The organism is Agromyces hippuratus, from assembly GCF_013410355.1.
GTDB classification, from domain to species: Bacteria; Actinomycetota; Actinomycetes; order Actinomycetales; family Microbacteriaceae; genus Agromyces; species Agromyces hippuratus.
The window spans coordinates 1,301,868-1,319,129 of record NZ_JACCFI010000001.1 but is presented as its reverse complement, the minus strand read 5'-3'; the positions used below and the strand labels follow the sequence as shown (position 1 = coordinate 1,319,129).

Genomic DNA, 17,262 nt, shown 5'->3' with positions numbered 1-17,262 from the left:
ATGTCCCGTGGGACATCCGCCATCGTCGTCTGCGAGGTTACGCGGCGAGCTGCTTCGAGCGGTCGAAGACGAGCTTGTAGATGAGACCGGCGATCACCGCACCGAGGATCGGGGCCACGATCGACACCCAGAGCTGGGTCCACGCGATGCCGCCGCCGTAGAGCGCGGTGGCGATCGAACGGGCCGGGTTGAACGAGGCGTTCGACACGGGGATCGCGATGAGCGCGAGCAGGGTGAGTGTGAGGCCGATCGCGAGCGGGGCGAAGCCGACGGCTGCGCGGGTGCTCGTGACGCCGAGGATCACGAAGAGGAAGATCGCCGTCGCGACGGTCTCGATGAGGAAGACCGAGCCGAGGCCGTAGCCGCCGGGGGAGAGCTCGTCGTACCCGGTCGAGGCGCCCGTGAACTTGGCGATGTCGAACAGCGGGCCGGCCGAGAGGATTCCGAGGAGCACGGTGGTCGCCAGGATGCCGCCGAGGATCTGCACCGCGATGTACGGGCCGACCGCCTTCCACGAGAACTTGCCGGCGACGGCGAGGCCGATGCTCACGGCGGGGTTGAAGTGCCCGCCCGAGACCGGGCCGAACGCGTACGCGCCGACGACGACCGTGAGGCCGAGGGCCAGGGAGACGCCGAGGAAGCCGACGTTCAAGCCGCCTTCTCCACCGTTGAACCCGGCGGCGAACAACACGGTGCCGATGACACCGAAGACGAGGATGAAGGTGCCGATGAACTCGGCGGTGAGCTTCTGCGCGGTCGAGGGGGCCTCGAGGGCGGATGATGCGTCAGACACGTTGGTCCTTTCGTAGGGGAGACAAGTCAGAATCGGCACCAACCCCCTGGTGCCTGAAAGCGAACCTATCGACCGCTCAGCCCGCCGTACGGGAACCGCGCGCGAATGTTGTGAATCCGCTGGGCATCGCCGACGCGCCGAGAAATACGCCGACGCGCCACGACATGCGCCGACGCGCGACGTCACCCCTCGATGCCGTCAGAGCCGGCCGGAGGCCTTCAGCTCGAGGTAGAGGTCGGCGAGCGCCGGCGGGAGTTCCTGCGGGGCGGCGGTCACGGTGAGACCGCCGAGGCGGCGCACTGCGGCGCCGACGCGTTCGCCGTCGAGGAGGCCCCGTTCGGCCGCGGCGGCGGCGTAGACCTGTTCGAGGTCGTCGCGCGCACGGGCGGACTCGAGCAACGCGGGATCCGTGACGGACGCCACGACCACGGTGTGCCGCGAGGTCAGCTGCGGAAGCATCGAGAGGAGCCCGCGCGCGGTGCCGGGGGAGTCGGCGGCGGTGAGCAGCACGACGAGCGCGTGCCGACTCGTGATGCGACGCACCTGCGCCGGCACGGCGGCCCAGTCGGCCTCGATCAGTTCGGCGTCGATGCCCGCCATGGTGTCGACCATGCGGGCGAGCAATGCCGGACCGCTGGCTCCGTGCACGCGGCCGCGGAGTCTACGATCCCACGCGAGGAAGTCGACCTTGTCTCCGGCGTGCGAGGCCAGCGCGGCCAGCAGGAGCGACGCCTCGAACGCGGTGTCGAGGCGGGGCTCGTCGGCGATGCGGGCCGCTGCCGTGCGCGACGTGTCGGTCACGATCACGATGCGCCGGTCGCGCTCGGGACGCCAGGTGCGCACCATGAGACGCGCGCCGCCGGGCACCTCGGGGTCGGTGTGCCTCGCCGTGGCGCGCCAGTCGATCGATCGCACGTCGTCGCCGCGCACGTACTCGCGGATCGAATCGAACTCGGTGCCCTGACCGCGGATGAGGAGCGGCGTTCGCCCGTCGAGCTCGCGCAGGCGGGTGAGTCGCGACGGCAGGTGCACCCGCGAGTGGAACGGCGGGAGCACGCGGATGCGGCCGGGTGCCGAGAGCGTCGCCTGGCGCGACCAGAGGCCGAGGGGGCCGGCCGAGCGGATCGTGACCTGGTCGCTGCGTCGGTCGCCGCGCCGCCACGGCGTGAGCTGGAGCGTGATGCGACGTCGTTCGAACGGGGGAACGCGAAGCGGGGTGCGGTTGCGGCCGGCGACCCCGGCCGACGGCTCCCAGCCGTCGCGCACGGTGGCGCGGAGCATCCGCTGCCCCAGGTTCTCGACGCTCAGCACCGCCGTCACCGGCTCGCCGAGCCGCACCCGGTCGGGCAGGTCGCGGCGCAGCGCCACCCGCCGCGGCGAGGCGGCGAGCGAGAGGTCGAGCACGCCAGCGCCCACGACCAGCACGAGCCAGCCGACGAGCGCGAGCCATGCCTCGGGCGCGCCGACGGCGCCCGCGAGGACGACGGGAACGACGCCGAGCGCGACGAGGAGGGCGAACCGACCGGTCAGTGCCATCAGAGGATCCGGGTCATCTCAGAGCGGCACCTGCACCTGTTGCACGATCGACTGCAGCACCGCGTCGATCGAGACGCCCTCGAGCTCCGCCTCGGGTCGGAGCTGCACGCGGTGGCGCCAGACGGGCAGCAGCATCGCCTGCACGTGGTCGGGGGTGAGGGAGTCGTAGCCCGTGAGCCAGGCCCAGGCCTTCGCCGCGGCGAGGAGCCCGGTGGTGCCGCGCGGGCTCACGCCGAGCCGCATCGACGGGCTGCGGCGCGTCGCGCGCGCGAGGTCGACGAGGTAGCCGAGCACGTCGTCCTCCACGCGGACCGCGGATGCCGCGGCGCGTGCCGCCGCGAGTTCGGCGGCGCCGAGCACGGGGGTCACCCCTGCTGCGGCGAGGTCGTGGGGGTCGAATCCGTCGGCGTGGCGGCGGAGGAGCGAGAGCTCGGCACCCCGCTCGGGCACGTCGAGCACGAGCTTCAGCAGGAACCGGTCGAGCTGCGCCTCGGGCAGCGCGTAGGTGCCCTCGTACTCGATCGGGTTCTGCGTCGCCGCGACCATGAACGGGTCGGGGAGCGGCCGGGTGACGCCGTCGGCGGAGACCTGCCGCTCCTCCATGGCCTCGAGCAGGGCCGACTGCGTCTTCGGCGGGGTGCGGTTGATCTCGTCGGCGAGCAGGATGTTCGTGAACACCGGGCCCTCGCGGAACGCGAACTCGCCCGAGCGCGGGTCGTAGGCGAGCGAACCCGTGACGTCGCCCGGCATCAGGTCGGGCGTGAACTGCAGGCGCCGCGTGTCGAGCTGCAGCGTGCGGCTGAGCGTGCGCACGAGCAGGGTCTTCGCGACGCCGGGCACGCCCTCGAGCAGCACGTGGCCGCGCGTCAGCAGGGCGATGATGAGGCCGGTGACGGCGCCGTCCTGCCCGACGACGGCCTTGCCGACCTCGGTGCGCACGCGGTTGAGCGCGGCGCGCAGTTCGTCGTCGGTGGCAGCGATCGCCGGAGCGGAGATGGGATCGGTCATGGTCGCCTTCCTGTGGGGTCGTCACGATCGGGGTTCGCGGTGCTCCGCGGGTCCAGTGAACGCTGCACGTCGGCTTCGAGGTCCGCGAGCCGTGCACCGAGGTCGACGAGCGCGCGGTCGTCGCCTGGCAGGTCGTCGACGAGCAGCCGGTGCACGGATGCCCCGTCACGGCCGGTCGCCCGCGCGGCGGCGTCGGTGACCTCGTCGACGCCGGCCGAACGGGGCAGTCGCAGCATGCGCGCGATGCGGAGGATCGTGCCGATGCGGAGCTGATCGAGTGCGTGCGTACGGGAGGCCGTGCGGGCGTAGAGCCGGGCGCGACCCCTGCTCGTCTCACCTGCGGGCACGTGCACGGGGAGGCGCTCGACGACGAGCGGCCCGAACCGTCGACCCTGCCAGATGCCCGCGACGATGGTGACGACGATCGCGAGCGTCATCACGGGGCTCACCCAACCCGGCGTGAGCTCGGCCAGGGTCGGGGCGTCGGCGGCATCGACGTCGCCGGGGCCGGGCAGGTACCAGACGAGTTCGTCGGTCGCGCCCGTCAGCCCGATCGCGAGTGCGGCGTTGCCGGCCTCGGTGATGGTCTGGTTCGCGAACACGCTCGTCGACCCGACGATCGTGAGGTCGGCACCGCTCGGGGCCGGGCCGGTCGCGACCGCGAAGCCGAACTCGCCGTCGCGGAAGCAGCCCTGCCAGCCGTCGTCGGCAGCCTCGTCGTCGACGGTGACCAGCCGCTGGCCGTCGGAGAGCGAACCGGCGCGTTCGGCGGGACCGAGGTCGCACGAGACCTCGTCGAGGGGACCGCTTGCGGCGCCCGCGAACCGGATGCCCGGTGCGAGTGTCTCGAGGGCCGTGAACCCGGGCTCGACCACGACGAGGCGGTCGGCGGCCTCGGAGAGCTCCGTCAGGCGGCGCTCGTCGAGGATCGCGTACTCGTCGTAGAGCAGCACGGTCGCCGTGCCGTCGGCTGCGTCGATCGCGGCGTCGAACGAGCGCGCCTCGGTGACGACGACCCCGTGATCGCGGAGCACCTCGACGAGCGCCTTCGCTCCGTCGGGGGCGGGATTGTCGGCCGCGAGCGGCGAGCCCGGCGTGCGCGCGCCGCCCTGGATCACCATCACGATGAGGGCGCCGAGCACGAGCACGGCGGCGATCACGAGCCAAGCGCGGCGGCGCTTCAGGAACGCCCGCACCGTGGGGGTCACCGCGGGCGCGGTCGCGCCTCCGCCTCCTGCGGTCTTCGGCGCCCCGGAACCCGCGTCCCGGGTCTCGATCGTCGCGGTCATCGAGCAGCCTCGAGGGTGCGGCGGTCATCGTCGGCGGATGCCCGGTGGTCGCCCCGCCCCGCCGGGCGCGCGTCGGCGACGCGCCGCTCGAGGTCGGTCACCCGGGCGTACTCGTCGGGCGAGCCGGCTCGGCCGAGGTAGCGCACGCCGTCGAACCCGCCCGCCGCACCGCGCAGCTCGGCGGCCAGGTCGGGGAACGACGACGCCGCGGCATCCGCGAACGCCCGCGCCGTGGTGCCGGGATGCACGGTGACGACCTCGCGCTCGACGAGACCGCGCACGAGCGCGCGGAACCGCTCCTCGATCGCGAGGGGCCAGTCGCCAGCGCCGGCCGCCGCGGTCGCCGCCCGTCGCAGGGTGTCGAGGTCGCGCAGGTCGTGGTCGTCGAACAGCGGCACCTCACCCCGACGACGACGCCGGAGTCGCGGCACTCCGAAGACGAGCAGGCCGACGACCACGATTGCGGCGACGAGCAGCACCAGCAGCAGCGTGAGCACCGGGCCCGGCAGGCCGGTGGCGCCGTCGAAGAGTCCGAAGAACCAGTCGCGGATCGCCTGCATCGCGACGTCGAACGGGCTCGGCTTCGCCGCTTGGTACTCGGGTCCGGTCAATTCGTCTTCGAGCCACCGACGCGCCTCGGGCGCATCGGGGTCGAGCGGGGTGCCGCGCAGCAGGATCACGGCCATGCGGGAGCGGAGGACGCGTCGGGACGCGCCGCCGCGGCCGCCGGGGCACGGTAGGGGTCGGTCACCGGCATGCCGGCTCCGCGCTGCTCGATGTGCCGCACGAGCTCGAGGTCGAGGGCTTCGGTGCGCATGCGCAGGTCGATGTAGATGACGGCCACGAGGGCGGCCTGCACGACCGCGGTGATCGCTCCGATCAGGAGCGAGAGCACGAGGGTCACGACCATCGTCACGACGGTGATCGCGATGGCGGCGCCAGCGCCGGTCGGGTCGATGATCGCGGCGAGGATCGTGCCGATGAGCGAGACCGGCTGCACGACGATCTGCGACGCGATGGAGAGGATGACCCCGACGAGGAGCAGCGTGCCGAGCGTGCGCCAGAAGTACCCGGTGGTCAGCTGCCACGAACGCCGCATCGCGGTGCGGATGCCGACGCCCTCGAGCACGATGATGCTCGGCACGATCGAGAGCTTGGTGCCGAGCCACGCGCCCAGCACGAGCAGGCCGAAACCGGCGAGGAGCCCGATGAGCACGGCGACGACGAGTGCCGCCGGGCCGATGAGCGCCGCGAGCACGATGGCCAGCACGAGCGCGCCGAACACGACCGCGATCGCGCCGGCGACCATCGCCGTCCAGCCGAGCAGCGGCCAGATGCGCTTCGCCGCGGCCTTCCAGAGGGCGCCGAACCGGAGTCGGTCGCCGAGGGTTCCGCTCGCGACATCGACGACCATGACGCCCTGCAGGAAGGCGCTCGCGACGAGCGACAGCAGCATCGGCACGAGCATGAGCAGCAGGAAGCCGCCGACGGCGCCGGACATGAGCGCGTCGGCGTCGGCGTCGCTGCTCGCGCTCTCGACCCGGGTGACGACGAAGACCATGAACGGCGCGATGACGGCGACGGTCGCGATCACCGAGATCAGCTGCACCACGAGCCCGGTGCCGAACGTCGCCGCGGGGTTGCGCCGGAGCACCGCGAACGGCGCCCACAGCAGCGTTCCGAACCCGAGCGGATGCAACGGGAGGAGACCGGGCTTGGGCGGTGGCGTCCACCCGAGCGGTGCGCCGGCAGTCGGTGGGGGGCCGTACGACGGGGGCACTGGGAACGTCGGGGGCACCGCGGCTGTCGGAGGCGCCGCGGCGGTCGGCGGCGGGAAGGCCGCAGGGTCGAACCCGGCGGCGGCCGGGGCATCGGGAACCTGCGGCGGTACGGGAGCACCGCCGGGCGCCTGCCAATCGCGGTCTGACACCTGTGGGGCTCCTTCCGGCGGATTCCCACCATGCTCGCACATTTCGGCGACGCGCCGGGCACCCGCCGAACGGCGCTCGGGTGGTCTTCCCGCCCTGACCGACTAGGGTTTAGGCACTGGTTTCAGCCGTGACCCGGCGGTGCTGACAGGAATGAAGGATGAACCCACGCGTACTCGTCGTCGATGACGACACGGCCCTCGCCGAGATGATCGGCATCGTGCTGCGCACCGAGGGGTTCGAACCCTTCTTCTGCGCCGACGGCACCGGAGCGCTCGCCGCCTTCCGCGAGTCCAAGCCCGACCTCGTGCTGCTCGACCTCATGCTCCCGGGCATCGACGGCATCGAGGTGTGCGGGCGCATCCGGGCGGAGTCCGGCACGCCCATCATCATGCTCACCGCGAAGACCGACACCGCCGACGTGGTCAAGGGCCTCGAGTCGGGCGCCGACGACTACATGGTCAAGCCCTTCAACCCGAAGGAGCTGATCGCCCGCATCCGCACACGGTTGCGGCCCACACCCGACCAGGCGGTGTCGACCCTCAGCATCGGCGACCTCACGATCGATGCAGCAGGCCACGAGGTGCGCCGCGGCGACGCCCGCATCAACCTCACCCCGCTCGAGTTCGACCTGCTCCTGACGCTGGCATCGAAGCCGCAGCAGGTCTTCACCCGCGAGATGCTGCTCGAGCAGGTGTGGGGGTACCACTACAAGGCCGACACGCGCCTCGTGAACGTGCACGTGCAGCGTCTGCGCGCCAAGGTCGAGCACGACCCCGACAACCCCCGCATCGTCATGACCGTGCGCGGCGTCGGGTATCGGGCCGGCGCGACCACCTAGGGGCGCGGATGTCGCAGGCGGAGGCCCCTGCCGGGTTCAGCACGGGGTGGTGGCGCGAGGTCCGGCTCCGTCTCGCCGACCTGCCGCGTCACGCCCTCGAACTGTGGCGGCGCTCCCTGCAGTTCCGCACCGTCGTCATCACCTTCGCCCTGTCGTCGCTCGCGATCTTCGTGATCGGGTTGTACATCTCCTTCAGCATCGCGTCGAACCTCTTCAAGACGCAGCTCGACAGCGCGCTCAGCGACGCCAACGACGCGACGATCGCCGCCCAGCGGATCCTCGAGGGCTCCGATGCCGCCGACCGTGCATCGATGCAGGCGTCCATGGCCGCGGTCGTGCAGACGGTGCGCAGCGTGTCGGGCAGTTCGGCGATCGCCTACTTCCAGCCGGCCGGCGCGTCGGTGTCGCTCGCTCCTCCCACACGGATCGCCCCGATCCTGCAGGGGGGAGTCATCACCCCCGAGCTCCATGAGCATGTGCGCGCCGATCCCGACGGCCAGTACTGGCAGTCGGTTGCCCTCGAAGGCGACGACGGCGCCGACGACCCGGGCGTCGTCGTCGGCAGCTCGATCGGGGTGCCGGGGGTGGGCGAGTACGAGCTGTACATCGGCTACAACTTCGCCGCCGCGCAGGAGACGCTCGCCTTCATGCAGCTCGTCGGCACGATCGGCGCCGTTGCGCTGCTCGTGCTGCTCAGCGCGATCACGCTGCTCGTGGTGCGCTGGGTGATCGAGCCGATCCGGTCGGCGGCGACCACGAGCCGGCGGCTCGCGGCCGGCGACCTCGGTGTGCGCATGCCCGAGAAGGGCGAAGACGAGCTCGCGACGCTCGCCGCCTCCTTCAACGGAATGGCCGACAGCCTGCAGGCGCGCATCCGAGAGCTCGCCGACCTGTCGGTCATGCAGCAGCGCTTCGTCTCCGACGTCTCGCACGAGCTGCGAACGCCGCTGACGACCATCCGGCTCGCCGGCGACGTGCTCTACGGGCAGCGCGACGACTTCCCCGGCCCCACCTCCCGAACGGTCGAGCTCCTGCACACGCAGACCGAACGGTTCGAGACGCTGCTCTCCGACCTGCTCGAGATCAGCCGCTACGACGCCGGGTCCGTCGAACTCGCGACCGAACCCACGAACCTCGTGCACCTCGCGGGCGATGCGATCGAGTCGATGCACGAGCTCGCCCACAGCCGGGGCAGCGAACTCCGGCTCGAGGCGCCGGGCGGACACCTCGATGCGAGGGTCGACCCGCGGCGCATCCGGCGCATCGTCCGGAACCTGCTCGGCAACGCGATCGAACACGGCGAGGGGCGGCCGATCGTCGTCGCCGTCGACAGCAACGAGACCGCCATCGCGCTGTCGGTGCGCGACTACGGGCTCGGCATGACCGCCGAGGAGTCGGCCCGCGTCTTCGACCGCTTCTGGCGGGCCGATCCGAGCCGCACGCGCACGATCGGCGGCACCGGCCTCGGACTCGCCATCTCCCTCGAAGACGCCGTCGCCCACGGCGGCACCCTCGAGGTCTGGTCGCGGCGGGGCTCCGGCACGGTGTTCCGTCTCACGCTGCCGCGCTCCGGCGTGCCCGCAGACGAGGAGATCGTCTCGCCGCTCCCGCTCGAGCCCGACGACATCGAGGCCACCGGGCCGCCGCCGACGGGTGTGGTGGGTGCGATCGACACCGAGGCGACGGTCGAGACGGATGCCGCAGGGCGCGCCGCGTCGGCGAAGGGGACCCCCGCAGGTCGATGGGAGGCGCACGATGCGTAGAGGAGTCCTGGCGGCGATCCTGGCCGTCGCCGTGCCGGTGCTGCTCGCCGGCTGCGTGTCCATCCCGAGTTCGGGCGGGGTCAACGCCGGTTCGCCGGCCCTGGCCGAGGAATCGCTCGAACTCGACACCATCGTGGCGCCTCCCGCGAAGGACGCGACCCAGCAGCAGATCGTCGAGGGGTTCATCGATGCCGCGCAGAGCCCGCGCAACAACTACCAGGCGGCGCGCGAGTACCTCACGCCGGCGTTCGCCGACGAGTGGAGCGCCAATGCCAGGGCCACGATCGACGTGCCCGGCGAACGAGTGTTCACCGAGCTCGGCGAAACGGAGATCGACGTCGACGCGACCCCCGCGGCGCAGCTCTCGGCGACGGGGCAGTACGACATCTCCGAGTCGAGTACGCCGATCGAGCTCAAGTACACGCTCGAGCAGAACGACGAGGGGCAGTGGCGAATCTCGTCAGCCCCGCCCGGTCTGCTGATCGACGAGACGACCTTCGCGCAGGTCTTCCGGGGCTACCCGCTCTACTTCTTCTCTCCGGACTACGACTACCTCGTCCCCGATCTGCGCTGGTTCGCGGGGCGGGACTCCGCACAGACGAGCATCGTGCGAGCGCTGCTCGTCGGCCCGTCGGAGTGGCTCGCAGTGGGTGTCCGCACTGCGTTCCCCGAGGGAACACGGCTCGACTCGGGGTCGGTGCCCGTCGAAGGGCAGGTGGCGAGCGTCGACCTGTCGGGAACGACCGATGACGACGTGGCGAGCGTGCAGCGCATGGAGTTGCAGCTGCAGGCGAGCCTCGACGGGGTGCGCAACGTCAAGTCCGTCGCGCTGTCGCTGAACGGCGTCGAGCAGGACGTGCCGGAGCTCACTCCGGCGCCGGTGAAGAATCCGCCGGTCGACCCCCGCCCCGTCGTCTTCGACGGCACGACCTTCGGCTACCTCGCGACGTCGGGCGAGGGCGTCGAACAGATTCCCGATCTCTCACCCCAGGTCGAGGCGCTGGTTCCGACCGGGGCGGCGCTCGGCGCGAACGGCGAGGTCGCCGCCGTGCGTGCGGCCGACGGGGTCTCGGTCGTGCGAGTCGGTGAGGACGCCGAGCCGCTCGACCCGCGCGACGGGCTCATCGTGCCGGCGATCGACGGAACCGGTGCGGTCTGGTCGGTGCCCGCGGGCCTTCCCGGGCAATTGGTCGTGTACCCAGCCGATCGATCGCTCGACTCGATCCAGCTGTCGGTGCCGTGGACGGGATCGTCGATCGCCGCCCTCGAGATCTCGCGCGACTCCACCCGACTCGTGGCCCTCCTCGGAGATGGCGACACGACGCATTTCGTCGCCGCCTCGATCGAGCGGGATGCCGCGGGCACGCCGACCGCGCTGAGTCCGGTGGTACTCGGCCTCGACGACGTCGAGGGAAAGCCGCTCGACGTCACCTGGCTCGACGCCCGCACCGTGGCCTCGCTCACGGCCGTGCCCGGTGGCGGAACGCGGGTGATCACGCAGGAGCTCGGCGGCTTCGCCGTGCAGCGGCGGGGTCCCGAGGGCGGCATCGCGATCGACGGCGGCAACAGCGTGCAGGACCTCCGGGTGCTGACCGGGGCCGAGGTGCTCGAAGCGCCGAGCGGTGTCGGCTGGCAGGCGCGGGCGAGCGGCATCCGTCTGATCGCCTCGCAGCAGCCCGACTGAGCCCCGACCCGCCCTCCACAGCGGGTGAGCGAGCCCGGTGTCCGCACCTGCGGGCTCGCCGAGCGTCTCCCTCCTCCCGACGGGGAGGCTGGTGCCATGCCCGAATCCCCAGTCACGTGATCGGACGCGAACGCGCCTCGATGCCCGCCGTCGCACGGGAGGCCGTGCGCGACGCGCTCGCGGTGCTCGTTCCCGTGGCGTGCTCCGGCTGCGGTGCGCCCGATCGCGCCGTCTGCACGTCGTGCCGCGCTGCGCTCTCGGCCGTGCCCCGGCGCATCGATCGCGCCGGACTCGTGCTCTGGGCCGGTCTCGAGTACGCGGGTGCGGCCGCGTCGGTGCTCGGCGCCTTCAAGGACGGAGCGCGAACGGATGCCGCGGCGGTGCTCGCGCCCGCACTGCGAGCGGCGGTGACCGCCGCGCTCGCCGAGGTCGCGGCCGGGGCACCGGTCGAGGTGTGCACGATCCCGTCGACGCCGGCGGCTCGCCGGGCGCGCGGCTACGTGCCCGTCGAGGTGCTGCTGCGGCGATGCGGCATCCGTGCGGCGCCCGTGCTCGCGCTCGCGAGGGAGCGCGCCGACCAGGCCGGGCTGGACGCGGAGGCGCGGCAGCGCAATGCGGCCGGCGGGTTGGTCGCGCGCGCTGCGGCTCGCCCGTTCGGGGCGCCGAGGAGGCCGCTCGACGACCATCGAGGCGGGCTCGACGGCCGTCGCTTCCTGCTCGTCGACGACATCGTCACGACGGGGTCGACGCTCGCGGAGGCGGTGCGTGCGATCGATGCGGCGGGTGGCGAGACGGCGGCGATCGCAGTGCTCGCCGAGACGCCGCGCAGGTTCCCGCGATATGCAGGCAGCTCACGGCAAACACTCCGTGACATCCCCGCGCAAGGGGGCTACGGTGGCAGGACAGGCGTGGTCGATCCACCCTTCAGAACCGGGTGACACGTCGGTGAACGGAGGTCGTCATGGAACTGAACATCGTCGGACGAAACCTGGGGATCACGGACCGATTCCGCGCCTACGTGGCGGAGAAGTCCGAGAAGGTGTCGCATCTGGCAGAGCGCGCGATCTCACTCGACGTGAAGCTCAGCCGGCACAACGAGAAGAACGGAAACCCCGGGCCCGACCGCGTCGAGCTCACCCTCGTCGGCAAGGGGCCAGTGGTCCGTGCCGAAGCAGACGGCTCCGACAAGTACGCGGCGTTCGATGTCGCACTCGGGCGATTGCTCGAGCGCATCCGGCGGGCGAAGGACCGCCGGAAGGTCCATCGCGGCGGATCCCGACGGCCGACCTCCCTCCGGGAGGCGACGGACGCCGGATTCTCCGAGGTCGGTGTCCAGGCCGCGGCTCCCGAGGTGCTCGCCCAGGTGCGCACCGGCAGCACTCCCGCCATCGACGAGTTCGAACCGCATGTCGATGAAGACGAGGTGTACACGCCGGTCGTCATCCGGCGCAAGGTCTTCGCGGCGACGCCCATGACCGTCGACGACGCGCTCTACTTCATGGAGCTGGTTGGGCACGACTTCTACCTCTTCGTCGATGCGGAGTCGGGCCGGCCGAGCGTCGTCTACCGACGCAAGGGCTGGGACTACGGGGTCATCGGGCTCGACGAGCGGGCTGAGGGGCGCTCGCCGGCGACCTCGCCGGTGGAGCTGCAGCGCGTCACCGCGTGACGGCGACCACCTGAGTCGTTGCGCTCACCGACCCCGCCGGGCGGTTCGGCTCCGGCCGGGCGTTCGGCGGGGTCGGGAAGGCGCAGCTCGTTCACCGCTAGCATGGCTAAGATAGCCGTCTGCAAGGCGGCAGCGGGCGTGCCCGGACTCCATCCGCGGCCGTGCGCCCAACGACAACAGGAGAACATTCGTGGCTTCGATTCTGGAAAGGGTCCTCCGCGTCGGTGAGGGCCGAACCCTCAAGCGGCTGGAGAACTACGCAGCGGCGATCAACGCCCTCGAAGACGGATTCCAGGCGCTCAGCGATGACGAACTGCGGAACGAGACCGTCGAACTCCGCGAGCGCTACGCGAACGGCGAGTCGCTCGACGACCTGCTGCCCGAGGCGTTCGCCGCGGTGCGCGAGGCCAGCCGCCGCACGCTGGGCCTCCGTCACTTCGACGTGCAACTCATGGGCGGGGCTGCGCTCCACCTCGGCAACATCGCCGAGATGAAGACCGGTGAGGGCAAGACCCTCGTCGCCACGACCGCCGCGTACCTCAACGCGCTCACGAGCCGCGGCGTGCACGTCATCACGGTCAACGACTTCCTCGCGAGCTACCAGTCGGAGCTCATGGGCCGCGTCTTCCGCGCCCTCGGCATGACCACCGGATGCATCGTGGCCGGTCAGAACCCGCAGGTGCGACGCGAGCAGTACGCCGCCGACATCACCTACGGCACGAACAACGAGTTCGGCTTCGACTACCTGCGCGACAACATGGCCTGGCAGGCGAGCGACATGGTGCAGCGCGGCCACCACTTCGCGATCGTCGACGAGGTGGACTCGATCCTCATCGACGAGGCCCGCACGCCGCTCATCATCTCGGGCCCCGCCTCGGGCGAGGCGAACCGCTGGTTCACCGAGTTCGCGAACCTCGCGAAGCGACTCGTGCCCGATGTCGACTTCGAGGTCGACGAGAAGAAGCGCACCGTCGGCGTGCTCGAACCCGGCATCGAGAAGGTCGAAGACTATCTGGGCATCGACAACCTGTACGAGTCGGCGAACACCCCGTTGATCTCGTTCCTCAACAACTCGATCAAGGCGAACGCCCTGTTCAAGCGCGACAAGGACTACGTCGTGATGAACGGCGAGGTGCTCATCGTCGACGAGCACACCGGCCGCATCCTCGTCGGCCGCCGCTACAACGAGGGCATCCACCAGGCGATCGAGGCGAAGGAGGGCGTGCAGGTCAAGGCCGAGAACCAGACCCTCGCGACCGTCACACTGCAGAACTACTTCCGGCTCTACTCGAAGCTCTCCGGCATGACGGGTACCGCCGAGACCGAGGCATCCGAGTTCATGTCGACCTACAAGCTGGGCGTGGTGCCGATCCCCACGAACAAGCCGATGGTGCGCATCGACCAGCCCGACCTCGTCTACAAGAACGAGGAGGCGAAGTTCGCCCAGGTCGTCGAGGACATCGTGGAGCGCCACAAGCAGGGTCAGCCCGTGCTCGTCGGCACCACGAGCGTCGAGAAGAGCGAGTACCTCTCGCGCCTCCTCGCCAAGAAGGGCGTGCGACACGAGGTGCTGAACGCGAAGAACCACGCTCGCGAGGCTGCGATCGTCGCGCAGGCCGGTCGCCACGGCGCCGTGACCGTCGCGACGAACATGGCCGGTCGTGGTACCGACGTCATGCTCGGCGGCAACGCCGAGTTCATCGCCGTGCAGCTCATGCACGAGCGCGGCCTCAGCCCGGTCGACACTCCCGAGGAGTACGAGGCCGCGTGGGACGAGGTCTTCGAGAAGGTCAAGGCCGAGGTCGCCGTCGAAGCCGAGAAGGTGCTCACCGCCGGCGGGCTCTACGTGCTCGGCACCGAGCGTCACGAGTCGCGCCGCATCGACAACCAGCTGCGCGGTCGTTCCGGCCGTCAGGGCGACCCCGGCGAGAGCCGGTTCTACCTGTCGCTGACCGACGACCTCATGCGCCTCTTCAACGCGGGTGCCGCCGAGAGCCTCATGTCGCGTGGCGTGCCCGACGACGTCGCCATCGAGTCCAAGGTCGTCTCGCGGGCCATCCGTTCGGCGCAGTCGCAGGTCGAGGCGCGCAACGCCGAGATCCGCAAGAACGTGCTGAAGTACGACGACGTGCTGAACCGTCAGCGCGAGGCGATCTACAGCGACCGCCGCCACATCCTCGAGGGCGACGACCTGCACGAGCGCACGCAGAAGTTCCTCGAAGACGTCATCGACGAGGTGCTCGACAGCCACACGGCCGAGGGCAACCCCGAGGACTGGGACTTCGACGCCCTCTGGACCGAGCTGAAGACGCTGTACCCGATCGGCATCACGATCGACGAGGTCGTCGCCGAGGCCGGCGAGAAGGGGCGGGTCAACCGCGACTTCATCCGCCGCGAGATCCTCTCCGATGCGAAGGTCGCCTACGCCCGTCGCGAGGAGCAGCTCGGTTCGCCCGCCATGCGCGAACTCGAGCGACGCGTGGTGCTCTCGGTCATCGACCGTCGCTGGCGCGACCACCTCTACGAGATGGACTACCTGAAGGACGGCATCGGCCTGCGCGCCATGGCGCAGCGCGACCCGCTGGTCGAGTACCAGCGCGAGGGCTACGCGATGTTCCAGCAGATGATGGGTTCGATCCGCGAGGAGACCGTCGGCTTCCTCTTCAACCTCGAGGTCGAGGTGGCACCGCAGCCCGGTGCCGCCGGCGCGAAGATCGAGGCGAAGGGGCTCGGCCGTCAGGGAGCGCCCGACGACAAGCTCAGCTACTCGGCACCGAGTGACGCCGGCGGCGTCGAGGTGCGCAACCAGCGTGGCCAGGTGCAGCAGGCGGCGACGCAGCGCGCCCGCCGTGCCGTCGCCGAGAGCCAGGCCCCCGCGGCCGAGGAGTCGCGCGGCGCCTTCGGGCAGCGCACCGGCGGCGACGTCGCTCCGCAGAACCGCGCGGAGCGTCGGGCCCAGGACCGCAAGGGCAACTGACACCCGTCGACGAGACCCCGGTCGGTGTGCTGCACCGGCCGGGGTCTCTCGTGTGCGGTCGCTGCGCCGCGCGGAAGCGAGGACGTGGCGTGTCGTGGGGCTCGGGAGTGAACTGTATCCGGAGCGCGCTCGGCGCACCGGTCTTCAGGCGTGCCGGTGTTCAGGCGTGCCGGTGTTCAGAGCCCGTCGGGGTCAGAGCACGCCGATGGCGCTCGCGCGCCAGCGTTGATCGAACCCCTCGATGCGGATCGCGACCGCTCGCGAGCGGGCTCGTTGGTGCACCATCACGACGGCCTCGATGACGCCGTCGGTCGGCTCGTACACGTGCACGCGGCCGATCGAGAATGCGGGCCGTTGCGGGGCCTGGCCCTTGGCGCGTCGGGCGCGGGCCGCGAGCACGACCCGCTTCGAGAGGTTGCGGTAGACGTCGTCGTCGACCCACCTCGCGAGCTGTTCGAGATCTCGGGCACCCGCGAGCGCCTCGATGACGCAATGGGTGAGGCTGCGCAGGAGCGGCTCGGGATCGGGCAGTTCGGTACGGCGTGCGGGTTGTCGGGCGAAGAACTCGTCGTCGTCGCCGAGCAGGCGCGCCGTCGAGCTGCGAGTCGCGGCGGTTCGGGCGCCGATCGCGTCGCGTGCGGTCATCTGTGCTCCATGGGGGAGGAGTGGCTCGCAGGGCCTCTCGACCGAGCGACAGGATCACCCCCGAGTGGGGGACATCGGGTGATTCCTGTGTGAACCGTAGGCGAGTCTCCGAATTGGTGTCAAGGGATTTCCACGCCTGTGGATAACGTTTCGGAATCGGGAGGCCGCCATGTAGCGTCGCTGCATGCGCTGGGAGCTGCTCTTCGACGACCTCGAGTCGCAGATCGACCAGGAGCAGCGTGACGAGGAGCGGGCGCTCGCCATCGAGGAGGAGCGCCTCCGGCTCGGCCGGCTGACCCTGCGCGACCGCCTCACGGGCATCGCGCGATCCGCCCCCGACGATCCCGGCGCCTTCGTGCGCATCGAGCTGCACGGCGGGCGGATCCTCTCGCTCCGGCCGCAGGCGTTCGGCCGCGACTGGGTCAGCGGCCGGTCTACGGAACCCGCGAAGCGGGAGCTCCACTGCGTCGTGCCCATCGCGGCGATCGCGGCGGTGCTGCCCACTCGCGCGCAGTTGGAGCCGAGCCTCGAGTCGGTGCCCGAGGCATCCGCTCGCATCGCCGAGCGCATCGGCCTGCCCTTCGTGCTCCGCGACCTCTGTCGTCGGCGAACCCCCGTGCACGTCAGCACCGTCGATGGAGCGTCCCACGGCACCATCGACCGGGTCGCACGGGACCATCTCGATCTCGCGCTGCACGACGTCGACCGGCCGCGACGCGACAGTGCGGTGCACGGGTATCGCATCGTGCCGCTCTCGCGGCTCCTGGTCGTCGACTTCCGCTGACGGCCGAGTCAGTCGACCGGCCGGAGTCGCCCGGTGCGAGCGCCTGAGAGTTCGGCGATGTTCGAGAACTCGCCCTGGTTCCAGGCCGAGAACTTGCGGGTCTCCTCGTACTGGAGCTCGATCCAGACCTCGAGCTGCAGCCGCTCGATGCGCCACGGCCCTGCGGTGCCGACGCGGATCGCGGGCAGTTCACCGGATCGGATCAGCTCGTCGACCGCCGCGACGTCGACGGCGAGGATCTCGGCCGCGTCTGCGAGCGTGAGGAACCGGCCGATCTCGTCGCCCGAACCTGGAGAGGTCATGTCTTGATTATCGACCGGTCGCGGGTCGGACGGGGTGATTGTG

General features: G+C 71.0%; 15 protein-coding genes. 7 read left to right on the top strand and 8 right to left on the bottom strand.

Annotation, left to right across the window (positions count from 1 at the left end):
• Nucleotides 1-37: 37 nt before the first annotated feature.
• The 6 genes from aqpZ to BJY17_RS18905 form a co-directional block, all read right to left on the bottom strand.
• Entirely contained in the window at nt 38-793 is a 756-nt protein-coding gene (gene aqpZ, locus BJY17_RS06290) for an aquaporin Z (protein WP_179550602.1), read from the bottom strand.
• A 198-nt stretch (nt 794-991) separates the two neighbouring features.
• Entirely contained in the window at nt 992-2,329 is a 1,338-nt protein-coding gene (locus tag BJY17_RS06285; RefSeq protein ID WP_179550601.1) for a DUF58 domain-containing protein, read from the bottom strand.
• A gap of 18 nt (nt 2,330-2,347) precedes the next feature.
• Entirely contained in the window at nt 2,348-3,337 is a 990-nt protein-coding gene (locus BJY17_RS06280; RefSeq protein WP_179550600.1) for an AAA family ATPase, read from the bottom strand.
• The gene (locus BJY17_RS06275; protein ID WP_179550599.1) at nt 3,334-4,626 is read right to left on the bottom strand and encodes a DUF4350 domain-containing protein; all 1,293 of its coding nucleotides are present in this window, start codon (nt 4,624-4,626) and stop codon (nt 3,334-3,336) included. Before BJY17_RS06275 ends, BJY17_RS06280 begins: the two co-directional genes overlap by 4 nt.
• The gene (locus BJY17_RS06270; protein ID WP_179550598.1) at nt 4,623-5,312 is read right to left on the bottom strand and encodes a DUF4129 domain-containing protein; all 690 of its coding nucleotides are present in this window, start codon (nt 5,310-5,312) and stop codon (nt 4,623-4,625) included. Before BJY17_RS06270 ends, BJY17_RS06275 begins: the two co-directional genes overlap by 4 nt.
• Nucleotides 5,303-6,556, bottom strand: coding sequence for a glycerophosphoryl diester phosphodiesterase membrane domain-containing protein (locus BJY17_RS18905; protein ID WP_179550597.1), 1,254 nt, complete (start codon nt 6,554-6,556; stop codon nt 5,303-5,305). The genes BJY17_RS06270 and BJY17_RS18905 overlap by 10 nt, the downstream gene beginning before the upstream one ends.
• A 158-nt stretch (nt 6,557-6,714) precedes the next feature.
• Between BJY17_RS18905 and mtrA the strand changes: the two genes are divergently transcribed.
• The 6 genes from mtrA (at nt 6,715) to secA (ending at nt 15,488) form a co-directional block, all read left to right on the top strand.
• Entirely contained in the window at nt 6,715-7,395 is a 681-nt protein-coding gene (gene mtrA / locus BJY17_RS06260) for an MtrAB system response regulator MtrA (protein WP_074258610.1), read from the top strand.
• Nucleotides 7,396-7,403: 8 nt separating this feature from the next.
• Nucleotides 7,404-9,158, top strand: a complete 1,755-nt coding sequence (gene mtrB / locus BJY17_RS06255) for an MtrAB system histidine kinase MtrB (RefSeq protein ID WP_179550596.1) — start codon at nt 7,404-7,406, stop codon at nt 9,156-9,158.
• Nucleotides 9,151-10,842 (top strand): GerMN domain-containing protein, encoded by a 1,692-nt coding sequence (locus BJY17_RS06250; protein WP_179550595.1) that lies wholly within the window; start codon nt 9,151-9,153, stop codon nt 10,840-10,842. The genes mtrB and BJY17_RS06250 overlap by 8 nt, the downstream gene beginning before the upstream one ends.
• Nucleotides 10,843-10,982: 140 nt before the next feature.
• Entirely contained in the window at nt 10,983-11,780 is a 798-nt protein-coding gene (locus BJY17_RS06245) for a ComF family protein (protein ID WP_179552743.1), read from the top strand.
• 23 nt (nt 11,781-11,803) lie between these two features.
• A complete protein-coding gene (hpf, locus tag BJY17_RS06240) occupies nt 11,804-12,511 on the top strand; it encodes a ribosome hibernation-promoting factor, HPF/YfiA family (RefSeq protein WP_179550594.1) in 708 nt (235 codons plus the stop codon).
• Nucleotides 12,512-12,701: 190 nt separating this feature from the next.
• Nucleotides 12,702-15,488 (top strand): preprotein translocase subunit SecA, encoded by a 2,787-nt coding sequence (gene secA / locus BJY17_RS06235; protein ID WP_179550593.1) that lies wholly within the window; start codon nt 12,702-12,704, stop codon nt 15,486-15,488.
• A 192-nt stretch (nt 15,489-15,680) separates the two neighbouring features.
• On the opposite strand, the gene BJY17_RS06230 is transcribed toward secA, so the two are convergent.
• A complete protein-coding gene (locus BJY17_RS06230; RefSeq protein WP_246303668.1) occupies nt 15,681-16,133 on the bottom strand; it encodes an Rv3235 family protein in 453 nt (150 codons plus the stop codon).
• 184 nt (nt 16,134-16,317) lie between these two features.
• On the opposite strand from BJY17_RS06230, the gene BJY17_RS06225 reads away from it, so the two are divergent.
• Nucleotides 16,318-16,917 carry a hypothetical protein gene (locus tag BJY17_RS06225; RefSeq protein WP_179550592.1) on the top strand — a complete coding sequence of 200 codons (600 nt, stop codon included), beginning with the start codon at nt 16,318-16,320 and terminating at the stop codon, nt 16,915-16,917.
• Nucleotides 16,918-16,925: 8 nt separating this feature from the next.
• Here the strand turns inward: BJY17_RS06225 and BJY17_RS06220 are convergent, their stop codons facing one another.
• Nucleotides 16,926-17,219, bottom strand: a complete 294-nt coding sequence (locus BJY17_RS06220) for a helix-turn-helix domain-containing protein (protein WP_179550591.1) — start codon at nt 17,217-17,219, stop codon at nt 16,926-16,928.
• Nucleotides 17,220-17,262: the final 43 nt, after the last annotated feature.